Here is a 19,610-nt window from a genome sequence, read left to right as displayed (position 1 = left end):
ATCAATTTGGAGTCAGTGATGACCAGCAGTAACCTGATACAACAATTGCAAGAAAGGGGCTTAGTCGCCCAGGTAACGGATGAAGAAGCGTTAGCAGAGCGACTGGCGCAAGGGCCAATTGCACTCTATTGCGGCTTCGATCCTACCGCTGATAGCTTGCATTTGGGCCATCTGGTGCCGCTGCTCTGCCTGAAACGTTTTCAGGATGCCGGACACAAGCCGGTCGCGCTGGTGGGTGGTGCCACCGGTCTGATTGGCGATCCCAGCTTTAAAGCAGCAGAACGTAAACTTAACACCGCTGAAACCGTTGGCGAGTGGGTGGATAAGATCCGCAACCAGGTCGCGCCTTTCCTCAGCTTCGATTGCGGCGACAACAGCGCGATTGCCGCGAACAACTACGACTGGTTTGGCGGCATGAACGTGCTGACCTTCCTGCGCGACATCGGTAAGCACTTCTCAGTGAATCAGATGATCAACCGCGAAGCGGTGAAACAGCGTCTGAACCGCGAAGATCAGGGCATCTCTTACACTGAGTTCTCCTACAACCTGCTGCAGGGTTATGACTTTGCGGAGCTGAACAAGCGTCACGATGTGGTGTTACAGATTGGCGGTTCCGATCAGTGGGGCAACATCACCTCCGGTATCGATCTGACGCGTCGTCTGCATCAGCAGCAGGCGTGGGGCTTGACCGTACCGCTGATCACCAAGTCTGACGGCACCAAGTTCGGTAAAACCGAAGGTGGCGCAGTGTGGCTGGATGCGAAGAAAACCAGTCCATACAAGTTCTACCAGTTTTGGATCAACACTGCGGATGCCGACGTATATCGCTTCCTGAAGTTCTTCACCTTCATGAGCATTGAAGAGATCAATGCGCTGGAAGAAGAAGACAAAAACAGCGGCACAGCGCCACGCGCGCAATACGTGCTGGCTGAGCAGGTGACGCGTCTGGTGCACGGCGAAAGCGGCTTAACTGCGGCAAAACGCATCACCGAGAGCCTGTTCTCCGGCAGCCTGAGCGCGATGACCGAAGCGGACTTCGAGCAGCTGGCGCAGGACGGCATGCCAACCATCACGCTGACGGCAGAAGACGATTTGCAGCAGGCGCTGGTGGCGGCTGAGCTGGTGCCATCACGCGGCCAGGCGCGCACCATGATCGGTTCTAACGCGGTATCGCTGAATGGCGAAAAACAGTCAGATGCGGAGTACCGTTTCAGCGACAGCGATAAACTGTTTGGACGTTTCACGTTGTTGCGTCGCGGTAAAAAACATTACTGCCTGATTAACTGGCAGTAAGCGTTCAGGGCCGGCTTCCGGCCCTTTTTTATGGCAAGACAGCAGTACAGGGCAAAATGAAAAATATTCTCGCAATTCAATCTCACGTTGTTTACGGACACGCCGGTAACAGCGCTGCCGAATTCCCGATGCGCCGCATGGGCGCAAACGTTTGGCCGCTGAATACCGTGCAATTTTCTAATCACACCCAATATGGACACTGGACCGGCACCGTAATGCCCGCCACGCATTTGACCGACATCGTTAAAGGCATTGCGGCAGTTGACCGCCTGAAAACCTGTGATGCGGTGCTGAGCGGCTATTTGGGATCGGCGGAGCAGGGCGAACAGATTCTGGAGATCGTGCGTCTGGTGAAAGAAGCCAATCCGCATGCGTGGTTCTTCTGCGATCCGGTGATGGGCCATCCGGAGAAAGGCTGCATCGTGGCGCCGGGCGTGGCGGAGTTTCACTGTAAAATGGCGTTGCCCGCCAGTGACATCATCGCCCCGAACCTGCTGGAGCTGGAGATGCTCAGCGGCCATGAAGTGGCCAACGTCGAGCAAGCGGTGGTTGCGGCACGAGAACTGATTAGCAAAGGCCCGAAAGTGGTGCTGGTGAAACATCTGGCGCGTGCCGGACGTCGTAGCGATCGTTTTGAGATGCTGCTGGTGACCGCCGATGAGTGCTGGCACATTAGCCGTCCGCTGGTGGACTTTGGCGTGCGTCAGCCGGTTGGCGTGGGCGATCTCACCAGCGGTCTGCTGCTGGTCGATCTGCTGCACGGCAAGTCGCTGCAGGATGCGCTCGAGCACATCACCGCGGCGGTTTATGAAGTGATGCTGAAAACCCACGAAATGGGCGAGTACGAATTGCAGTTGGTGGCCGCGCAGGATGCGATTGCCAAGCCCACACAGCATTTCGCCGCTGAAAAGCTGTAAATTCCCCGTGAGGTGCGCAGTCCTGCGCACCTGCCATTCAGCTCACCATGAATGACGATCCAACGATCTGGGGCGTACGCACTGATAGCGACCCGACGAAGAATAGCGCCGGATCAAACCAAACCTTCCGCCTTCAATGCCGCTTGCACCGCTGGGCGCTCTGCAACCCGATTAAACCAGGCTTCCAGCGCATCCAGCCCCGCTAAATCCAGCTTGATGGCTTTAGCCCAGCGCGTCACCACGAACAGATACACATCGGCAACGGTAAAGCGTAATCCCAGCAGCCACTGTTTATCCTGCAACACCTCATTCACCTGCTGATACTTTTTCTCCAGCTGCGCACGAGCAATGGTTTTGTACTCTTCCGGCGTATCCGGACGGAACAGCGGGCTAAAACTTTTGTGCAGTTCGCTGCTGACAAAACTCAACCACTCCAGCGTGTGATAGCGCGTCAGGCTGCCGGTCGGTGCCAGCAGATGGCGATCCGGCTTGAGATCCGCCAGATATTGCACAATCGCCACGCCTTCGGTCAGGATGCTGCCATCGTCAAACTGCAGCGCCGGCACTTGTCCTTTCGGGTTAATCTGCCAGTAATCTTCTCCCTGCTCGGTCACTTTCTTCTGCAGGTCCACGTTCACCTGGGTGAAGTCGAGCCCGCATTCCAGCGCGACAATATGCGGTGATAGCGAACAGGCACCGGGCTTACAATAGAGTTTCATCATGGCTTCTCCTTGAATGTTGTGGTGATCAAAGCAGCATAAGTCTGCCAGGGATATTTACCCGTGACTGCGATCAGGAATTGCGGTCACCGTTCAGGTTTATTCAGCAAAGCATGGCAGTAACGGCAGCTTTTCGAGCGCAAAATCCCAAAATTGCCGCACTTTAGGCGTCATATTCTTCACACGCTGGGTCACTAACTGCACCGGAAGCGGCGCGGGTTCCCATTCTGGCAGCAAGCGCAGCAGTTTCCCGCTGTGGATATCGTCGAGAACCTGATACGACAGCAGCCGTCCGATGCCGTGTGCGCTGCGCAGCGCTTCCAGCTGGCTCTCCACGTCATTCACCCGCAGACGCGGCGTGATGCGCACGCGCAGGTCGTGAGCGAAGCGCCACTCGCGCGTATGGCGCAGGCTCGTCACTAACGCATGTTGAGTCAGTTCAGTGGGATGAACAGGCGTGCCAGCCTGTTGCAGATAGTCGGGGCTGGCAACCAGCGTTGAACGCACAGTGCCAACCTGACGCGCCACCATCGAAGAGTCCTGCAGTGCACCAATGCGCAGCGCGATATCGAGGCCGTTCTCGATCAGGTCCTGATAGCTGTCGCTGAGCACCACTTCAATCTGCATCTCCGCATGCTGTTGCAGGAAGGCATTCACCAGGGGCATGACGTGGCGACGACCAAACTGCACCGGCGCGGTTACACGCAGCAAGCCATGCAGGCCGCTGTGGTGAGCGCTGTCGATGGCGCGCTGATAATCGCTCAGCACGCGCTGTGCCTGCTCAAACAGCTGCCAGCCAGCTTCGGTGGGTGCCAGCTGGCGCGTGGTGCGTTCAATCAAAGTGGTGGCGAGGCGGGCTTCAAGGGTGTTGAGGGTGCGCGTGATCACCGGTGGCGATCGCTGTAACAAACGTGCGGCGCCAGCCAAACTGCCTTGCTGGATAACCGCGACAAACACCTCAAGCTCATCAAACCTGTCCATGCTTATTCCACTCAGATTAACAGTGAGCCGACATCATGAAGTTAAGCGAGCAAAAAGCGAAGTGTGGGTAGCAGAAATCGTTAAAGGAAATGTGAATGGCGGAGAAATAGTGGGTAGAAAAAAGCCGGGACATGCCCGGCTTTCTGCTTACTGATTGGCGCTGGCGCGTTTCAGTTCAGTTTGACTATCATCCTGCGTCATGCGGTTCAGCAGTGGCGCGGTGATTAACATCAGCAGGGCGATCACGCCGGTGGCGATACCAATCTGCTGGAACACATGGCTGTAGACCGCCAGTGACGTGTGTGGATCGGTCACATCATTCGGCACCGCCATCAGGTTCGCGACTTTACCGGCAATCATTGCCGCACCCGCGGTGGTCAGGAACCACGAACCCATGATGAAGCCCATTAAACGTTGTGGTACCAGCTGTGCCACCATTGCCAGGCCCAGACCGGAAATCATCAGCTCACCGATGCTCTGCAGCGCATAGCTAAGGATCAGCCAGTTCACTGAGACGATACCGGCTTCGTTGGCAAATTTGGCACCAAACGGCAGCACCAGGAAGGCCGCTGAACACAGCACCATACCGAAGGCGAATTTGTGTGGCATCGGCATTTTATCGCCAAGCTTGTTGTACACCGCGGCCAGAATCGGGCTTGCCAGCATAATCCAGAACGGGTTCAGCGCCTGGAACTGCTCCGGCTCAAAGGTGATGCCGAGAATCGCGTGCTCAACGTTGCGGATAGCGAAGAAGTTGAGTGAGGTCGGCATCTGCATGTAGAGCACGAAGAACACAATCGCTTCAACCATCAGCAGGAAGGCCACGATCATCTTACGACGTGCTGCCCCCTTCAGCGCGAAGGCTTCTTTGGCGAAGATCACCACGATACCTGCGGCGATGACGCCCAGCGTCATACGTGCGATGCTCTGGTGATGCAGCAGCCAGGCCGCCAGCGCAATCAGTGCTACCACGCCAATCAGCGTCATCAGCAGTTTACCCATCTGCAGCGGGGCAAAATCCGGCTTGGATCCGTAGTTTTTCACTACACGCTGGAAGAACAGGAAGTTCAGCAGCGTGATCACCAGACCGACAACCGACAGCGAGAACGCGGCGCCCCAGCCATATTTCGCGGCCAGCCACGGCGTCAGCATCATCGAGAACAGCGAACCGATGTTGATCGACATGTAGAACATAGTGAAGGCACCGTCGAGGCGCGCGTCATCTTTCTCGTAGCAGGTCGACAGCAGGGAAGACGGGTTAGCTTTAAACAAACCGCTACCTACCGCGATAGTCGCCATGCCGATATACACCATTGAGGTGTCATGGCCGGAGAAGGCAATCAGCGCATAACCCAGCGCCAGCACCATTACGCCGAGCACGATGACGCGTTTGGTACCCAGCACTTTATCGCCGAGCCAGCCGCCGATGGCGACTAAACCATACACCAGCGCGCTAAACGAGGTGAACAGCGTAATGGAGTCCGCTTCGGACATGCCCAGCTGTTTAACCAGGTAAACCGCCATGATGGCTTGCAGGCCGTAGTAACCAAAACGTTCCCACAGTTCGATGGAGAAGATCAGATAAAACGCTTTCGGTTGCTTAAAAGCGTTGAGGCTTGGCGCCCCGTCAGTGTGTTTGTTTGCAGTTGACACGTATACCTCAGTTTTAACATAGCCTGTTTTGCGACAGGAATTAAGTCTGCGTCGGGCTGGGTAATCCCGCGCAACATTGTTATTAGAAAGGAAAAACGGCGACTAATTTGGCTGAATCAGTCCAACAGGGCAAGCATTTTCTGCACGCTGAAATACTTGCAATAGGTAGGGTTAATGCCGTTATACAAAGTTGTAAATCAGTGTTAAATCTCGCTTGATGGCATTATATCAGGATAAACAGGTGAAATGCAGATCGTGAAGATCATTTTCCTGATATAAACTGCTCAGAGCGGATTTATCAGAACATAACGCTAAAGACCATAATTTATACAGAGATTATTATTGCCGTTGTGCACAATATAAGCACAACAGCTTGATTGGTGAGCGTAATAAGCAGTCAAAAGATTCCAGAACGCTAATTAGTTGATCCTGCGCACAAAACCACGAATTAATTATCAGGGTAAAAGAAGAAAACGTTTGCGTAGCTGATATCTGGCGAAGATTAGCGCGGTCTGACACCTTATTTGGCAGATAAACAGGCGTCCATAAGCACAATGCGTGGAAACGAAAGCCGCATAAATCGACGTTTAAAGGCGTTTAGACAGCGGGTTAACTTTGCTGTAACCTCCTTTTTTCCCTGAAAGGACGTAGTCATGATGAAGTCGATTCGTGTCGCCCTGATTGGCGATTACCGTGCTAATGCCGTTGCGCATCAGGCCATTCCTCCCGCTGTACAACTCGCTGCAAAAACCCTTTCACTCAACGTCAGCGCCGACTGGATCGCCACGCCGGAACTCAATCAGCACAACCTCAATGATTACCAGGCGATTTGGCTGGTTCCGGGCAGTCCTTATCTCAATGATGCGGGCGTGTTTGCCACCCTTCGCTGGGCGCGGGAAAGCGGTAAGCCATTTTTGGGCTCGTGCGGCGGATTTCAGTACGCCATCGTTGAGTACGCGCGCAATGTGCTGGGCTGGGAAGATGCGGCGCATGCGGAAACCGATCCCAGCGGTCGCTGGGTGATTGCGCCACTGGCCTGTTCGCTGGTGGAACAGCGTGGCAGCGTGACCTTCCAGCCGGGTTCACGTATTGCTCGGGCTTACGGTGCGTTACAGAGCGATGAGGGTTATCACTGCAACTTTGGCGTCAACGCCGAGTTCAGCGCAGCGCTGGCGACGCAGAATCTGCAGATCACGTCGTGGGATATGGAAGGCGACGTGCGCGGCATTGAATTGACCGATCACCCGTTCTTTGTCGCCACCTTGTTCCAGTCCGAGCGGGCAGCGTTACAAAACCGGCTGTCGCCGCTGGTGGTCGCCTGGTTGCAGGCCGCCGCAGGTTAAATACGCAGCTTGTCTATGGCGTAATGCGTGTCAGTTAAGCCAGCAGCGAGTGCGCTGGCCGGGGCCCGCTATGAAGCTTTAGTGCGCACAGTTGAAAAGGGCACATTTGCCGTGACGCAGCAGATGTGTCAGAGCCCGCGATTCAGAGTTCGGTTTTAGCGTCGAATTCACACAGATCTTCGATCAGACAGGATCCGCAACGCGGTTTGCGCGCCACGCAGGTATAGCGACCGTGCAGAATCAGCCAGTGATGGCAATCGACTTTAAACGCCGCCGGCACCACTTTCAGCAGCTTATCTTCCACTTCTTCCACATTCTTGCCCGGCGCAAAGCGGGTGCGATTGCTGACGCGGAAAATATGGGTGTCAACGGCGATGGTCGGCCAGCCGAAAGCAGTATTCAGTACCACATTGGCGGTTTTACGCCCGACGCCCGGCAGCGCTTCCAGCGCCGCACGATCTTCCGGCACTTCGCCATCATGCTGTTCCAGCAGAATGCGGCAGGTCTTGATTACGTTCTCCGCCTTGCTGTTAAACAGGCCGATGGTTTTGATGTACTCCTTCACGCCATCCACGCCCAGCGCCAGCATCGTTGCCGGGGTATTCGCCACCGGATAGAGCTTCGCGGTAGCTTTGTTGACGCTGACGTCGGTGGCTTGCGCGGAGAGTAACACCGCAATCAACAACTCAAACGGCGTGCTGAAGTTCAGTTCTGTGGTCGGATGCGGATTCTCATCACGCAGGCGCGTCAGGATCTGCGCGCGTTTCTCTTTATTCACACCGCTTTCCCGGTTGCGCCTTGCGGCTCCGCTTCAGGCGCTGCTGCACGGGTGGCCGCACGCTGTTTCATCTTCTGATCGATCAGGTATTTTGCCGCCAGCAGCATGCCAAGGCCGATAAAGGCGCCCGGTGGCAGCATCGCCAGCAGCATCGGGGAATCAAAGTGCACCACTTCAATACGCAGCGCTTTGGCCCACGGCCCCAGCAGCTGATCCGCGCCGTTGAACAGCGTGCCGCTGCCAATCAGTTCACGAATCGATCCCAGTGTTACCATCGCGCAGGTTGCGCCCATGCCGATGGCAAAACCGTCCAGCGCGGAGAGCGGAATGCTGCTTTTTGAGGCGACCGCTTCGGCGCGACCGACGACAATGCAGTTGGTGACGATCAGCGGGATAAAGATGCCGAGCGACTGATACAAGCCGTACGCATAGGCGTTGATCAGCATCTGCACGCAGCTCACCACTGAAGCGATGATCATCACGTAAATCGGAATTCGGATTTCGGCCGGCACCCAACGACGCGAGGCGGAAATTGCGCTGTTGGTGATGGTCAGCACCAGCGTGGTCGCCAGGCCTAAACCGAGGGCGTTGGTCGCGGTTGAGGTCACCGCCAGCAGCGGACAGAGACCGAGCAGCTGCACCAGCGCGGAGTTATTTTTCCACAGGCCGCCGACCAGTAAATTCTTGGCTTCACTCATTTGCATCTCCACATTCAGGCAGCGAAGCAAGCTTCGCTGGCAGTGTTTCAATCAGCAGCGCGGTGCGCTTGGTGGCGTTGACCACCGCGCGTGGCGTAATGGTTGCGCCGGTAAATTGGTCGAATTCACCGCCGTCTTTTTTCACCGCAAAATTTTTGTCATCCGCGCCGTGGATCACTTTGCCATTGAAGCTGTTAATCCAGTCTGAAATACGCAGTTCGATTTTATCGCCGAGGCCCGGCGTTTCATGGTGCTCAACCACGCGCACGCCCAGCACTTTGCCGTGGAAATCGGCGCCGACCAACATCTGAATCGCCCCAGAATAGCCGTCTGGCGCGGTGGTCTCAAGCGCGGCGGCCACCGGCTGATCGCCTTTACGCGCTAAATAGAGATGGTGCGGGCGATCATTGCCCAACGCCAGCGCATCGGTCACCAGATAACACTCTTGCTGGATGTGATTGTCATACAGATCGTTCGGCACCACCTGATCTAACAGGTTTTTCTGTTGCAGCGCGGTCTGATGCTCCACCGTCGGCTTGGTGACATAGTTAACCACCGCCGTCACGCCGGTGGTGATCACCGCAAAGGCCGCCAGCGTCACCGCATTTTTACGAATAGCTTCGATCATCTTCAATCCTTGCGATGGCCGTAAACGCGCGGCTGAGTGTAGTAATCAATCAGCGGCACACAAATATTGGCCAGCAATACCGCGAAGGCGACGCCGTCCGGATAGCCACCAAAGCTGCGAATCAGCCACACCAGCAAACCAATCAGCGCGCCATAAACCAGGCGGCCGCGATTGGTGGTGGAGGCGGTCACCGGGTCGGTAGCAATAAAGAACGCGCCGAGCATGGTGGCACCGGAGAACAGGTGAATCAGCGGTGAGTTAAGCGACTCCGGCGAGAACACCCAGCCCAGCGTGGCGCAGAACGCCAGCGAGACGAGGAAACTGACCGGAATGTGCCAGCGGATAGCATTCTTTGCCAGCAGCAGCGCGCCGCCCAGCAGATAACCGAGGTTAACCCACTGCCAGCCAACACCGGCTAACACGCCGCTGTAGATCGGCTCCGCCAGCAGCTGTTCAGCGTTGTGCCCAGCACGCAGGCCGGTTTTAAAGGTATCGAGCGGTGTCGCCTGGCTGACGCCATCAACGCCGAGCTGCAGCTGCTGCATGGTTTCACCGGCCAGCGTGTGGTGGGTGAAGATCATACTGAGCGAATCCAGCAGGCCGGGTTTGATCGCCTGCAGGCTATCGGGCGGCAGCCAGCTGGTCATCTGCACCGGGAAGGAGATCAGCAGCACTACGTAACCGACCATTGCCGGGTTAAACGGGTTTTGCCCCAAACCGCCATACAGCTGTTTGGCGATGACGATGGCGAAAATGGTACCTAACACCACCAACCACCACGGCGCGAGCGGCGGCAGGCTGATGCCCAGCAGCAACGCGGTGAGCAGGGCAGAGTTATCGGATAAAGTCGGCACCACCGGCGTTTTACGCAGGCGCAGAATCGCCCCCTCGGTGGCCCACGCGGTGGCGGTGGCCAGCAAAACCTGAATTAAGAAACCGACGCCAAAGAAATACCATTGTGCGGCCATGCCCGGCAGCGCGGCAAACACCACCAGCAGCATGATATTGCCGGTGCTGCGGCGGTTGTGGGTATAGGGAGAACTTGCAATACGAAAAGCCATTTAATCCTCAGTCGTCGAAGGCTGCTGCTGCGCTTTACGCGCTTTGGCACGGGCGACCGCAGCGGCAATCGCCGCTTTGCGTGGGTCGGCGGAGTCAGGAGAGGCAGCAGCCTCCACTTCAGGAGATGTGGCTTCAGCCTGCTGCGCGGCAGCGGCGGCGGCTTTCTTCGCTTTGGCGCGCGCAATCGCCGCTTCAACGGCGGCCTTGCGCGGGTCAACTTCAGCAGCAGGTGCATCAGCTGACGGCTCGGCGGGTGCCGGTGCAGCGGGTTGTGCGGAAGCGGCGGCTTTTTTGGCTTTGGCGCGCGCAATCGCCGCTTCAACGGCGGCCTTGCGCGGATCGACTTCAGCAGCAGGCGCGACGGCTGGCGGCTCAGCGGGTGCGGGTTCTGCCGCAGCGGCAGCTTTTTTCGCCTTCGCACGCGCAATCGCGGCTTCCACCGCCGCTTTACGCGGATCGACTTCTGCCGCAGGCGCATCAGCTGGCGGCTCGGCAAGCGCGACGTCAGCCGCCGGTGCGCCCGCTTTCTTCGCTTTCGCACGGGCAATTGCGGCTTCCACCGCCGCTTTACGCGGATCGCCGGACTGACGACTCAGCGCCTGCGTTTCAGCTTGCTTCTCGGCCTGCTGCGCTAAGGCTTGTGCATGACGCGCTTCGCGTTCCGCAGCATCCTGCTCCGGCGTTTTTTCCTGACGCGCTTTCACGCGTGCCACGGCGGCGTCGAGTTCACCCTGATCGCTACGCGCCACGCGCTGTTTAGCCTGTTCATGACGCGCTTCACGCGCCTGTTTTTCGCGTTCGAGACGTGCCAGACGCGCTTCAAAACGCGCTTTCGCTTCGGCGGTACGTTTCGCTTCAAGATCGATGGCGCGCAGTTCGGCTTTTTCCTGGCGGTAATATTGCACCAGCGGAATGTTACTCGGGCAGACGTAAGCGCAGGCGCCGCACTCAATGCAGTCATCAATATTGTGCGCGCGTGCTTTTTCGTGATCGCCGCCCTGGCTGTACCAGAACAGCTGCTGCGGCAGCAGTTTCGCTGGGCAGGCATCCGCGCAGGCGCTGCAGCGGATACAGGATTGCTCTTGCTGATCGTTGCCCATTTCGCTGGCCGACGGCGCCAGAATACAGTTGGAGATTTTCACCAGCGGCACGTTCAGCGACGGCAGGGTAAAGCCCATTAGCGGACCGCCCATGATCACCATCTGGCGCGATCCCGGCGTAAAACCGGCATGCTGCAGCAGGTGGCTGATCGGCGTACCGAGCCGTCCCCAGACGTTGCGCGGGCGCGCCAGCGCTGCGCCGGTCAGCGTCACCACGCGTTCGGTGATCGGTTCGCCGTCTACGATGGCGCGTTTTACCGCCCACGCGGTGCCGACGTTTTGCATCAGCACACCGATATCGGTGGAACGTCCGCCGTGTGGCACTTCGAGGCCGGTGAGAATCTGCGTCAGCTGTTTCGCGCCGCCAGACGGATACTTGGTCGGAATCACGCGAATCTGCAATTCACGATCGCCGCCTAATGCCTGTTTCAGCGCGGCAATGGCTTCCGGTTTGTTATCTTCTATGCCGATCAGCACGCGTTCCGCCTGCAACACCCACGCCAGAATGCGGCAGCCTTCCAGCACTTCGGCGGCACAATCCTGCATTAAACGGTCATCGGCAGTGATGTACGGCTCGCACTCGGCGGCGTTGATGATCAGGGTTTTCACGCCGCGCAGGCCGCCGCGCAGTTTGGTGGCGGTCGGGAAGCCCGCGCCGCCTAATCCAGCGATGCCCGCATTGTGAATGCGTTTTACCGCTTCTTCACGCGACAGGGCGCGGTAATCGGGCTGCGGATCGAGCGTGGTCCAGCGATCTTCGCCGTCGGCACGCAGGAAAATGCACAGCTCGGAGAGGCCAGAAGGGTGCGCCGTCATGTGTGGCGCAATCTCTTCGATGGTGCCGGACGTTGGCGCGTGCACCGGCAGCATGCGTCCGCCGCCAAAGGTCAGCGGCTGGCCGCGCAGCACTTTGTCGCCGGGCGCCACGCAAATCTCGCCTTCATGGCCGATATGCTGTTTTAACGGAATGATAAAGCGCTCAGGCAGGGGTAACTGGCTCAGCGGCGTACCGTTGGACTGTGTTTTCATCTCAGGCGGATGAATGCCGCCCTGAAAATCCCACAACTTCTCTTTGCGGAACAGGTTTAACAAATTAAGCATGGGTTTCTACCGGGATCACCCGTACAGGAATGGTGTCGAGATTCCACTTCCAGTTGGTCGTGGTGGTGGCAACCGGGCGCATCTCAATGCAGTCGGTCGGGCAAGGCGCAACGCAGAGATCGCAGCCGGTGCAGACATCGCTCAGCACGGTGTGCATGGCGCGCGTGGCACCCACGATGGCGTCCACCGGGCAAGCCTGAATACATTTGGTGCAGCCGATGCAATTCTCTTCATCGATCCAGGCCACAGTACGTATCGGCTCCAGCACGTCTGCGCCGCCGTCGAGCGGTTGCGGTTCAACGTTGAGCAGCGCAGCCAGCTTGAGCATGGTCTGCTCGCCGCCAGGCGCGCACTTATTGATCGCTTCACCGTTGTTACCCACCGCATCGGCATACGGGCGGCAGCCGGGATAGCCGCACTGACCACACTGGCTCTGCGGCAAAATCTCATCGATCTGCTCAACAATCGGATCTTCTTCCACCTCGAAGCGACGTGAGGCGTAACCCAGCAGGGCACCAAACACCAGGCCCAATGCAGCCAGCGCGATAATCGCAATCCAAATCGCGGTCATCAGAATTTCACCAGCCCGGTAAAGCCCATGAAGGCCAGCGCCATCAGACCAGCGGTGATCAGCGCAATCGAGTTACCTTTAAACGGCGCGGGAACATTCGCCAGTACCAGACGCTCGCGCATGCCGGCGAACAGCACCATCACCAGCGAGAAGCCGAGTGACGCACTGAAGCCATACAGCGCCGCCTGCAAGAAGGTGTGATTGAGGTTAACGCTCAATAATGGCACGCCCAGCACCGCACAGTTGGTGGTGATCAGCGGCAGGAAGATACCCAGCAGGCGATAGAGCGACGGACTGGTTTTACGCACCACCATTTCGGTGAACTGCACTACAACAGCAATCACCAGGATATAGGCGAGGGTGCGCAGATAGACCAGATCAAGCGGCACCAGAATCAGGTGATTCACCAGCCAGGCGCAGATCGCCGCCAGCGTAATCACGAAAGTGGTGGCAAGTCCCATGCCAATGGCCGTTTCCAGTTTTTTTGACACGCCCATAAATGGGCAAAGGCCGAGGAATTTGACCAACACAAAGTTGTTCACCAGCACTGTGCCAACAAAGAGAAGTAAGTAATCGGTCATTTTTTAACCTGGGAAGCCGAAAGGCGTCTATTATCCGGAATTGAGAGGTGCATCTCAACCTTCAACGGGTTTGTGTGAGCATTGAGAGCACTCAGAATTAAATTGCTGACGAAACTCACGTCATTATGGCTGGATAAACGTCTGTTTTACGCGCTGAGAGCGTTTGAAATAGGGCACAAACACCGCAGCCGCCAGCAGCGACAGCAGTAAAGTCTGAATCGCTTTGCCATCGGCCACCGGCGTGAAGGCAAAGGTTTTTAACGCCAGCAAGATGGTCATCAGCAGCCACAGAATGTAATGGCGCGGTAAGCGACGCGAACGTTTACAGAAAATCCAGCACACCCAAATGCTATACGCCCATACCACCGCAGCAGTCAGCAGCGAGATCGACCATTGCGTCAGCAAAGTGCCGCCGTGTGAGAACAGCGTCGTGCGTAATTCGGGTTTAAACAGCGGACTCAGATACATCGCCACCACCAGCGCACTGGTCAGCATGGTCATGATCAGCCACGCCAGCGGCAGCAGTAGCCAGCCAGCAATACGTGGCGGGTTCACCAGTTGGGTCATCGACAAGATCCTGTTTGCAGAGAAGAGGGCGATGCAGAGCGTATCATGTCCAAACGGGGCACGCCCGACCTGGACAACGCAAGAGCGCAGATAGAGAGGGGATAAATCAATTAGATCACGTAACGCCAGACGGTTTTCGGCACGCGGCCCATATCGAACAGACGTCCGCCAGAGACCAGTTCAGCACGTCGATGGTCGGCGGCACGATACATATTGATGATCTCTTTATCATCAGTCAGCGAATAATTCAGATGGTCGTAGAGTTTTTCCAGACTATCGAGATTATTCACTTTGCGGAATTTCAGCAGGTAATCTAATGCAGTCATGATTGCCATTTAAATATAAAGTACTTGGAAGTGCCCAAGTATAGGGAGCACGCGGCGAGAGTCCATACGCGACTCATAAAAAAATACAAAATTCAGACAACATGCGCTAATTCGCTCATGAAACGACACTTTTTTGCCTTTTACGCGTTTTAAACGCGCATATAAAGTACGATTTAAGGCAAATTCAGGCCGGTATTTAGCGGGCTTGTGAGAAAATCTCACGCTATTAACGCATTATTGGAAAGCCGTTATTTCTCCGTCTCTATAATAGGTATTTGCGATCGTGCTGCGAATGAATCCGCTGTTTATTCCGCTCTGGTCAGCAAATTTATGCACACGCCGTGAAACCGGCACTCACATTCTGTGCGAGCAGTCACAAAACCAATAATTGATTGTCGCTGCAGACCATAACCATTCTTTACGCGCCCGCTGTAATCGTTTCCAGAAGTGAGAAGCATAACCGATTCTGTTTATTACATTTATTTAACGCCCTCCGCAATAATTAGCAGGCATTTTGTCCATAATGCCACGATCTATAAAGCATTGCCTGTTCACGTAACTCCTTTAATTCACTCTGATTTGTGAAGTATGTCGCGCTTGTTTACGCGCTTTTCAGCCAGGCTTAATTCGCGTTTTGTACCCCTACAACACACTCCCTTCAGAGGAATGAAATTATGTGGAAACGTTTACTCTTGACCGCCATGGTGAGCTCGGCACTGAGTACGTCGGTGTTGGCTGCTGATATGACGGTGGGCTTCTCACAGGTTGGGTCGGAATCTGGCTGGCGTTCAGCAGAAACCAATGTGGCAAAAAGTGAAGCGCAAAAGCGCGGTATCACGCTGAAAATCGCCGATGGCCAGCAGAAACAAGAGAACCAAATCAAAGCGGTGCGCTCGTTCATCGCGCAGGGCGTTGATGCCATCTTCATTGCGCCGGTGGTGCAAACGGGATGGGAACCGGTGCTGGAAGAAGCCAAAGACGCCAAAATCCCGGTGTTCTTACTCGATCGCGCCATCGTGGTGAAAGACAAATCGCTGTACATGGCGGTGGTCACTGCGGACAACGTGCTGGAAGGCAAGTTGATTGGCGACTGGCTGGTGAAAACGGTCGCGGACAAAAAATGTAACGTCGTCGAGCTGCAAGGCACCGTCGGCGCCAGCGTGGCGATTGACCGTAAGAAAGGCTTCGCCGAAGCCATCGCCGGCCACGACAATATCAAAGTGATTCGCTCGCAGTCCGGTGACTTTACCCGCAGTAAAGGTAAAGAGGTGATGGAGAGCTTTATCAAGGCGGAAAACAACGGCAAGAACATCTGCATGGTTTACGCGCATAACGATGATATGGCGATCGGTGCGATTCAGGCGATTAAAGAAGCTGGCCTCAAGCCAGGCAAAGATATCCTGACCGGTTCGATTGATGGCGTGCCCGATATCTATAAAGCGATGCTGGCCGGTGAAGCCAATGCCAACGTGGATCTGACGCCTAATATGGCCGGTCCGGCATTCGACGCGCTGGAGAAATTCAAGAAAGACGGCACGATGCCGCCGAAAATCATCAAAACAGAATCGAAACTGTATCTGCCGGACTCCGCACAGGCGCAGCTCGATACCAAAAAAGGCATGGGTTACTGATCCCCGCAACCGCCCTTCGGGGCGGTTTATGATGACGTAAGGCGAGGGAGAACCTGATGAGCACCTCCGATGAAACCGCACTGCTGACCATCAGCGGCGTCAGCAAAGGCTTTCCCGGCGTGAAGGCGCTGGATAATGTCTCGTTCAGCATCCGCAAGGGCGAGATCATGGCGTTGCTGGGCGAAAACGGCGCGGGCAAATCCACGCTGATTAAAGTCCTGACCGGCGTGTATACCCGCGATGCCGGCACGGTAACCCTGAACGGCAAGGCGATTACGCCGCACAACACCGCTGATGCACAGGAGATGGGCATTGGCACGGTTTATCAGGAAGTGAATCTGCTGCCGAATATGTCGGTGGCGGATAATTTGTACATTGGTCGCGAGCCGCGTCGCTTCGGCATGATTGATCGCAAGCGCATGGTGCGCGACGCCGATGCGCTGATGCGCAACTACGGCTTTGTACTCGACGTAACGCGTCCGCTGGGGCATTACTCGGTGGCGATGCAGCAGATCATTGCGATTTGCCGCGCGGTCGATCTCTCCGCGCAGGTGCTGATCCTTGATGAACCGACCGCCAGCCTCGATGCCAATGAAGTCGAAATGCTGTTTACCCTGATGGCGCAGCTAAAAGCCAAAGGGATGAGCCTGATTTTTGTTACCCATTTTCTCGACCAGGTTTACCGCATTACCGATCGCATCACCGTGCTGCGTAACGGCCAGTTTATTGCCACGCGCGATACCGCCACGCTGCCGCAGATTGATCTGATCAAGCTGATGCTGGGACGCGAGCTGCTGGAAACCGCTTTGCAGCGTCAGGGCAGCACGCTGCGCAGCAATCAGCCGGTGGTGTCGTTTGAAAATTACGGCAAGAAGGGCACCATTGAACCGTTCAACCTGCAGGTACGTCCGGGTGAAGTGGTGGGACTGGCCGGACTGCTCGGTTCAGGCCGTACCGAAACCGCCGAAGTGCTGTTTGGCATTCGCCGGGCCGATCGCGGCACCGCGACCATCAAGGGCAAAGTGCAGAACATCCGCACGCCCGCCAAGGCTTCGCGCCTCGGTATGGGTTTCTGTCCGGAAGATCGTAAAACCGACGGCATCATTGGTGGCGCGTCGGTGCGCGAAAATATCATTCTGGCGCTGCAGGCGCAGCGCGGCTGGCTGCGACCGATCAAGCGTCGTGAGCAGCAGGAGATCGCCGAGCGCTTTATCAAGAGTCTCGGCATTCGCACGCCGCATGCCGAACAGCCGGTTGAGCTGTTGTCCGGCGGCAATCAGCAGAAGGTGCTGCTGTCGCGCTGGCTGGTGACCAAACCGCAATTTCTGATCCTCGACGAGCCAACGCGCGGCATCGATGTCGGTGCGCACGCCGAAATCATTCGCTTAATTGAAACCCTGTGCGCCGACGGATTGGCGCTACTGGTTATCTCCTCTGAACTCGAAGAACTGGTGGGCTATGCCGATCGCGTGTTGATCATGCGCGATTTGAAGCAGGTGGCCGAAATCCCGCTGGAGCAGCTGTCGGTGGCCGCGATCGTCAACGCCATCGCCGATGGAGGAGCACAACATGCTTGAATCCCCTATGACACATGACAAACCCGAACGGCGTAAGCCGAAGCTGCCGCCTGGCATGCCGCAGATTGTGGCGCTGATTCTGGTGCTGCTGGTGGATAGCCTGGTGGCGAATAACTTTTTTGCCATTCACATTCAGGATGGCCGTTTGTTCGGCAGCCCGATTGATATCCTCAATCGCGCCGCGCCGGTGGCGCTGCTGGCGATTGGCATGACGCTGGTGATTGCCACCGGCGGCATCGATCTGTCGGTGGGCGCGGTAATGGCGATTGCCGGGGCAACGGCGGCGACCTTGACGGTGGCGGGGCACAGTTTACCGTTCATCATTCTGGCGACGCTCGGTACCGGCCTGGCCTGCGGTTTATGGAATGGCATTTTGGTGGCGCTACTAAAAATTCAGCCGTTTGTCGCCACTTTGATTTTGATGGTGGCGGGACGCGGCGTGGCGCAGCTGATTACACAGGGCCAAATCGTTACCTTCAACAGCGATAGCCTGGCGTGGTTTGGTAGCGGTTCGCTGTGGCTGCTGCCGGTGCCGGTATGGATTACGCTGCTGGTGGCGCTCGTGGTGTGGCTGCTGACGCGCAAAACCGCGCTCGGACTGTTTATCGAAGCGGTCGGTATTAACCTGCGTGCGGCGCGCAATGCCGGTGTGAATGGCTGGCTGGTGGTGATGTCGACCTATGTGATTAGCGGCATGTGCGCGGCGGTGGCGGGCATGATCGTCGCTGCGGATATTCGCGGTGCCGATGCTAATAATGCCGGTTTGTGGCTGGAGCTGGATGCCATTCTGGCGGTGGTGATTGGCGGTGCTTCGCTGATGGGCGGGCGCTTCAATCTGGTGCTCTCACTGATTGGCGCGTTGATTATTCAGTCGATGAATACCGGTATTTTGCTGTCCGGCTTCCAGCCTGAACTCAATCAGGTGGTGAAAGCGGTGGTGGTGATGTGCGTATTGCTGCTGCAGTCGCCACGCTTTATTGCCATGTTGAAACGGAGACGCCCGAAATGATGAAACGTCATCTGCCCTTGATGATCACGCTGCTGGTGTTTGTGGCGGGTTATCTGTTTTGCCTGAGCCAATTTCCCGGCTTCGCTTCAACGCGCGTGATCTGCAATATCCTCACCGATAACGCTTTCCTCGGCATTATCGCCGTGGGGATGACGTTCGTGATTTTGTCCGGCGGGATTGATCTGTCGGTGGGCGCGGTGATTGCCTTTAGCGGCGTGTTCCTGGCACGGGTGATTGGTGATTATCATCTCGATCCGCTTCTGGCGTTTGCGCTGGTGCTGGCGATGGGCGCGCTGTTTGGCGCGATGATGGGCTGGCTAATCGATGCGCTGAAAATCCCGGCGTTTATCATTACGCTGGCGGGGATGTTTTTCCTGCGCGGCTGCAGCTATCTGGTGTCGGAGAATTCGATTCCTATCGATCATCCGCTCTATACCACGCTGTCGAGTCTGGCGTGGAAGATCCCTGGCGGCGGACGCCTGAGTTTGCTGGCGCTGATTATGCTGGTGGTGGTACTCGGCGGGATTATTCTGGCGCACCGTACGCGCTTTGGTAATCAGGTGTATGCGATTGGCGGTAGCCTGACTTCGGCGCAGTTGATGGGCGTGTCTACGCGCGCGACCACCATCAGGATTTATATGTTGTCGACCACGCTGGCGACATTAGCGGGCATTGTGTTCTCCATTTATACCTCGGCAGGCTATGCGCTAGCGGGATTGGGTGTGGAACTGGACGCGATTGCCTCGGTGGTGATTGGCGGCACCTTGTTGTCTGGCGGCGTGGGCACGGTTTTGGGCACGCTGTTCGGCGTGTTGATTCAGGGATTGATTCAGACCTGGATTAACTTCGACGGCACCTTGAGTTCATGGTGGACCAAGATCGCCATCGGCATTCTGCTGTTTGCGTTTATCGCGCTGCAACGCCTGCTCACCGTGATGTGGGATCGCCAGCAGAACGCACCTGTTAAGCGTTTGACCTCTTAACTTCTTCACCCGCCTTTCCCTCACCCCAACCCTCTCCCGCGTGTACAGTCCGGGGACATGGTGAACACTTGTTCGGGGACATGGTAGACACT

19 protein-coding genes are annotated in these 19,610 nt (G+C 56.5%); 7 read left to right on the top strand and 12 right to left on the bottom strand.

What is annotated here, in order from left to right:
* The first annotated feature begins 18 nt into the window (after positions 1-18).
* Together tyrS and pdxY are read left to right on the top strand one after the other, a co-directional pair.
* Positions 19-1,293, top strand: a complete 1,275-nt coding sequence (gene tyrS / locus K5Y33_RS06665; protein WP_008110275.1) for a tyrosine--tRNA ligase — start codon at positions 19-21, stop codon at positions 1,291-1,293.
* A 56-nt stretch (positions 1,294-1,349) separates the two neighbouring features.
* Positions 1,350-2,210, top strand: a complete 861-nt coding sequence (pdxY, locus tag K5Y33_RS06660; protein ID WP_101764534.1) for a pyridoxal kinase PdxY — start codon at positions 1,350-1,352, stop codon at positions 2,208-2,210.
* 113 nt (positions 2,211-2,323) lie between these two features.
* Here the strand turns inward: pdxY and gstA are convergent, their stop codons facing one another.
* The 3 genes from gstA to dtpA all read right to left on the bottom strand — a co-directional run bounded on the left by gstA (position 2,324) and on the right by dtpA (position 5,563).
* Positions 2,324-2,929 (bottom strand): glutathione transferase GstA, encoded by a 606-nt coding sequence (gene gstA / locus K5Y33_RS06655; RefSeq protein ID WP_222233863.1) that lies wholly within the window; start codon positions 2,927-2,929, stop codon positions 2,324-2,326.
* A 99-nt stretch (positions 2,930-3,028) separates the two neighbouring features.
* Positions 3,029-3,910: a LysR family transcriptional regulator gene (locus K5Y33_RS06650; protein WP_222233534.1), complete on the bottom strand. Its 882-nt coding sequence runs from the start codon at positions 3,908-3,910 to the stop codon at positions 3,029-3,031.
* A gap of 147 nt (positions 3,911-4,057) precedes the next feature.
* Positions 4,058-5,563: a dipeptide/tripeptide permease DtpA gene (gene dtpA, locus K5Y33_RS06645; RefSeq protein WP_101764531.1), complete on the bottom strand. Its 1,506-nt coding sequence runs from the start codon at positions 5,561-5,563 to the stop codon at positions 4,058-4,060.
* 653 nt (positions 5,564-6,216) lie between these two features.
* On the opposite strand from dtpA, the gene K5Y33_RS06640 reads away from it, so the two are divergent.
* Positions 6,217-6,906, top strand: coding sequence for a CTP synthase (locus K5Y33_RS06640; RefSeq protein ID WP_222233533.1), 690 nt, complete (start codon positions 6,217-6,219; stop codon positions 6,904-6,906).
* 142 nt (positions 6,907-7,048) lie between these two features.
* Here the strand turns inward: K5Y33_RS06640 and nth are convergent, their stop codons facing one another.
* The 9 genes from nth to ydgT form a co-directional block, all read right to left on the bottom strand.
* Positions 7,049-7,684 (bottom strand): endonuclease III, encoded by a 636-nt coding sequence (nth, locus tag K5Y33_RS06635; protein ID WP_222233532.1) that lies wholly within the window; start codon positions 7,682-7,684, stop codon positions 7,049-7,051.
* A complete protein-coding gene (locus K5Y33_RS06630) occupies positions 7,681-8,382 on the bottom strand; it encodes an electron transport complex subunit E (RefSeq protein WP_008110261.1) in 702 nt (233 codons plus the stop codon). Before K5Y33_RS06630 ends, nth begins: the two co-directional genes overlap by 4 nt.
* Positions 8,375-9,010, bottom strand: a complete 636-nt coding sequence (gene rsxG, locus K5Y33_RS06625; protein WP_222233531.1) for an electron transport complex subunit RsxG — start codon at positions 9,008-9,010, stop codon at positions 8,375-8,377. The genes K5Y33_RS06630 and rsxG overlap by 8 nt, the downstream gene beginning before the upstream one ends.
* A gap of 2 nt (positions 9,011-9,012) precedes the next feature.
* Positions 9,013-10,071 carry an electron transport complex subunit RsxD gene (rsxD, locus tag K5Y33_RS06620; protein ID WP_222233530.1) on the bottom strand — a complete coding sequence of 353 codons (1,059 nt, stop codon included), beginning with the start codon at positions 10,069-10,071 and terminating at the stop codon, positions 9,013-9,015.
* Positions 10,072-12,273: an electron transport complex subunit RsxC gene (gene rsxC, locus K5Y33_RS06615; protein ID WP_222233529.1), complete on the bottom strand. Its 2,202-nt coding sequence runs from the start codon at positions 12,271-12,273 to the stop codon at positions 10,072-10,074.
* Positions 12,266-12,844, bottom strand: coding sequence for an electron transport complex subunit RsxB (gene rsxB / locus K5Y33_RS06610; protein WP_222233528.1), 579 nt, complete (start codon positions 12,842-12,844; stop codon positions 12,266-12,268). Before rsxB ends, rsxC begins: the two co-directional genes overlap by 8 nt.
* Positions 12,844-13,425 (bottom strand): electron transport complex subunit RsxA, encoded by a 582-nt coding sequence (gene rsxA, locus K5Y33_RS06605; protein WP_101764524.1) that lies wholly within the window; start codon positions 13,423-13,425, stop codon positions 12,844-12,846. Before rsxA ends, rsxB begins: the two co-directional genes overlap by 1 nt.
* Before the next feature lie 123 nt (positions 13,426-13,548).
* Complete coding sequence (locus K5Y33_RS06600) at positions 13,549-13,992, bottom strand: DUF2569 domain-containing protein (RefSeq protein ID WP_101764523.1); 444 nt, start codon at positions 13,990-13,992, stop codon at positions 13,549-13,551.
* Positions 13,993-14,102: 110 nt separating this feature from the next.
* Entirely contained in the window at positions 14,103-14,318 is a 216-nt protein-coding gene (gene ydgT, locus K5Y33_RS06595; protein WP_167391211.1) for a transcription modulator YdgT, read from the bottom strand.
* A 674-nt stretch (positions 14,319-14,992) separates the two neighbouring features.
* On the opposite strand from ydgT, the gene ytfQ reads away from it, so the two are divergent.
* Genes ytfQ through yjfF form a run of 4 tightly spaced genes read left to right on the top strand, consistent with a single transcriptional unit; the run spans position 14,993 to position 19,518 of the window.
* On the top strand, positions 14,993-15,949 hold the full coding sequence (gene ytfQ, locus K5Y33_RS06590; RefSeq protein ID WP_222233527.1) for a galactofuranose ABC transporter, galactofuranose-binding protein YtfQ: 957 nt from the start codon (positions 14,993-14,995) through the stop codon (positions 15,947-15,949).
* A gap of 56 nt (positions 15,950-16,005) precedes the next feature.
* Positions 16,006-17,526 (top strand): sugar ABC transporter ATP-binding protein, encoded by a 1,521-nt coding sequence (locus K5Y33_RS06585; protein WP_222233526.1) that lies wholly within the window; start codon positions 16,006-16,008, stop codon positions 17,524-17,526.
* A complete protein-coding gene (gene ytfT / locus K5Y33_RS06580; RefSeq protein ID WP_101764519.1) occupies positions 17,519-18,535 on the top strand; it encodes a galactofuranose ABC transporter, ATP-binding protein YtfT in 1,017 nt (338 codons plus the stop codon). The genes K5Y33_RS06585 and ytfT overlap by 8 nt, the downstream gene beginning before the upstream one ends.
* Positions 18,532-19,518, top strand: coding sequence for a galactofuranose ABC transporter, permease protein YjfF (gene yjfF, locus K5Y33_RS06575; RefSeq protein ID WP_101764518.1), 987 nt, complete (start codon positions 18,532-18,534; stop codon positions 19,516-19,518). Before ytfT ends, yjfF begins: the two co-directional genes overlap by 4 nt.
* Positions 19,519-19,610 lie beyond the last annotated feature (92 nt).

The sequence above is a fragment of the Pantoea sp. DY-17 genome, from assembly GCF_019795975.1.
In the GTDB taxonomy this organism is placed as follows: domain Bacteria; phylum Pseudomonadota; class Gammaproteobacteria; order Enterobacterales; family Enterobacteriaceae; genus Pantoea; species Pantoea leporis.
This window is presented reverse-complemented; position numbering and strand designations above follow the sequence as displayed.